The organism is Corallococcus sp. Z5C101001 (assembly GCF_007352635.1).
Lineage (GTDB): Bacteria > Myxococcota > Myxococcia > Myxococcales > Myxococcaceae > Corallococcus > Corallococcus silvisoli.
Map to the genome: position 1 here is coordinate 1 of NZ_VKLU01000043.1, position 2314 is coordinate 2314.

At 71.0% G+C, this 2314-nt stretch carries 2 protein-coding genes; both read right to left on the bottom strand.

Features of this window, described 5'->3' with window-relative positions:
* Positions 1-18: 18 nt before the first annotated feature.
* Positions 19-1584 carry a mucoidy inhibitor MuiA family protein gene (locus FOF48_RS36095; RefSeq protein ID WP_143909545.1) on the bottom strand — a complete coding sequence of 522 codons (1566 nt, stop codon included), beginning with the start codon at positions 1582-1584 and terminating at the stop codon, positions 19-21.
* Positions 1585-1594: 10 nt separating this feature from the next.
* Positions 1595-2314 (bottom strand): DUF4139 domain-containing protein (locus FOF48_RS36100; protein WP_143909547.1); only part of this gene is annotated, 720 nt, incomplete at its 5' end.

A 2314-nucleotide genomic window follows, 5' to 3' on the forward strand; every position in this document is an offset into this window, starting at 1 on the left:
GGCGACCGCGAGCCCGTCCTACAGCGAGCGGGTCTCGTAGCTGGAGGGGGCATCGATGTGGAAGGCGAGGTCCACGTCGCGGCTCTCGCCCGGCGCCAGCTTCACCCTCCAGGTCGCGATGCCATCCGCGGCGTCGAGCGCGTAGCCCGTGGTGGACTTCGGCTCGACCTCCACCTTCACGTCGTCCAACTCCGAGATGGGGATGTGCTCGGACAGCTCTATCTGCTCGGTGCCCTTGCGCAGGTTGGTGAGCTGGAAGCGATAGACATAGCGGAAGCGCTTCTTCCCGCCGAAGAGCCCCTCGGGGCGAGCGACCTCCTCGACGGCGACGCGCTTGACGCGCAGGGCCTCCTCCAGGCCGAAGGTGAGCTCGAAGGGCGCCCCTTGCGCCACGCGCGACAGGTTCTGGCTCCCCAGGAAGCCCGTGTCGCGGAAGACGCTCACCGGGCCCGGCAGCAGCGGGAACGCGGTGGTGTTCGCCAGCCGCGCGACGCGGAATACGACGGGATGCAGCTTGGGCACCGTCCGCCACGAGAAGCTCGCCTTGAGCCGGTGTTGGCCGAGCCGCACTCGCACGGCGCTGCCGTCGCCCGGCACCCGCGTCGCCCCCTGGGCCTCCCACTGGACGGACAACCCCTGGGAGGTGACGCGCAGGCCCTGTCCCTCGGTGGCGTTGTCCGCCGCTCCCGCCTCCGCGTGCTGCTGCACCTCCTCGCGGCGCACGAGCACCTTGCGCTCCTTGGGTCGCTTCGTGGCGGAGAGGTACAGCGGCGTCACCTCGGGCGGCGTGGCGTCCTGCCGCGGCAGCGCGGTGGAGAGGAAGAGCTTCGCGCCCGTCCAGTCCTCGCCCGTCTCCTGTCGCACCGTGGCCAGGGCCGTCAGCTCGACGCTGCCGTCTGCTTCCTGGGCGCGGGCCTCGTAGAGCGGCGTCCAGGACGTCCCGCCCACCAGGTAGGTCAGCTCCACTCGCGCTTGCGTGCCCTCGGTGCAGGACAGGCGCACCTCGACGCGTTGTTCCTGCTGCTCGCCGAGCCAGCTCAGTCGCTGGAGCTCCGCTTGCACCTCCGCGCGCCGTTGTTCGAGGCCCCGCTGCTTGTCCGCGGCGTCGCGCGCCTCCTTCACTGCGCGCAGCTGGAGGTCCATCGCCGCGTCGAAGGAGGCGTCCCACGCGCGGGTGTCGGGCCTGGGGCCGGTGAGCTCGGTCGTGACGCGGGTGACGGCGACGCTCGTGTAGCCCAGGGCCAGCCGCTCCAGGTCCTTCGCCTGCGCACTGGCCGCGGCCAGGCGGGACTGCTCTTCGTCCAGCGCGACCTCCCGCTCCCGCCACCGGGTCCGCTCGGCGGTCGACTCCTGGGTGCGCTGCATCACCTCGGCGGTCATGCCCTCCAGGGTGGCGCCCGTGGCCCGGGCGCGGAAGCTGTCGCGCGCGGCGGCTTGGGGGAGGTGCTCGAAGACGGCGGTGGTGGCGCCAGCGCACGTCACGTCCTGGGCCCGGGTGACCTGGGCGCGGTCCGGGTACACGACGACGGATGACACCTGGGGAGAGGCGGTGAGCGCCAGGAGGGTCAACGGAAGAAAGGTCATGGCGGGGTCCTCAGGGGGTCTGGGAGAGGCGCCAGTGCTGGGGGCGGCGCACGGTGTATGTGAAGACGAGCGTGCTCTTGCCGGAGGGAGGAACGACGACGTCCCAGCTCAGCTCGCCTGTCTTGTCGTCCTCCTTGGCGGCGGGCTCGGTGCGCACCAGCTTCACCTCCACCTCGCTGTCACGACTCAGCGGGCGCTGGTCCACGACGTGCGTCTTCAACGGGAAGGTGTATGGGTTGGGGACCTCCAGCGTCACCTCGTAGGTGTTGACCTCATCCTTGGAGATGAAGCCCTCCTTCGACTGCACGACGCGCACGTTGCGGGCGGTGCGCACGGAGGGGTCCACCCCGAGCGGCAGGGTGAAGGGCTCGCCGGGGACGATGAGCTTCAGCTTCGTCGTGCCCACGGGATCCGCGCCGACGAAGAGGGCGGCCTCACCTCCCGGGAGCACCCCGCGGGATGGACTCTTGAGTTCGGCGACGAGGTACGCCTCCGGCGCGAGCGCGGGGAAGACCCTGCGCTGCACTTCGACGGGCCAGGACTCCACGAGCAGGGGGATGGTGCGCTCTCCCTGTCCGCTGGGGACCGTCTCCACGCGAGGCGCGGTGTAGGCCAGGTCATAGCCCCCCGCGAGCGACGCGGGCAGGTTCGAGGCCATCACGGGTCGCTTCCAGCCAGGCGGAGGCGCGAGTCCGACGAAGCTGTCGACGACGACTTCCGGCACCCATGA

Bases quoted from the DNA above. Each gene is read 5' to 3' on its own strand.
- FOF48_RS36095 (WP_143909545.1), bottom strand. From the start codon at position 1,584: ATGACCTTTCTTCCGTTGACCCTCCTGGCGCTCACCGCCTCTCCCCAG.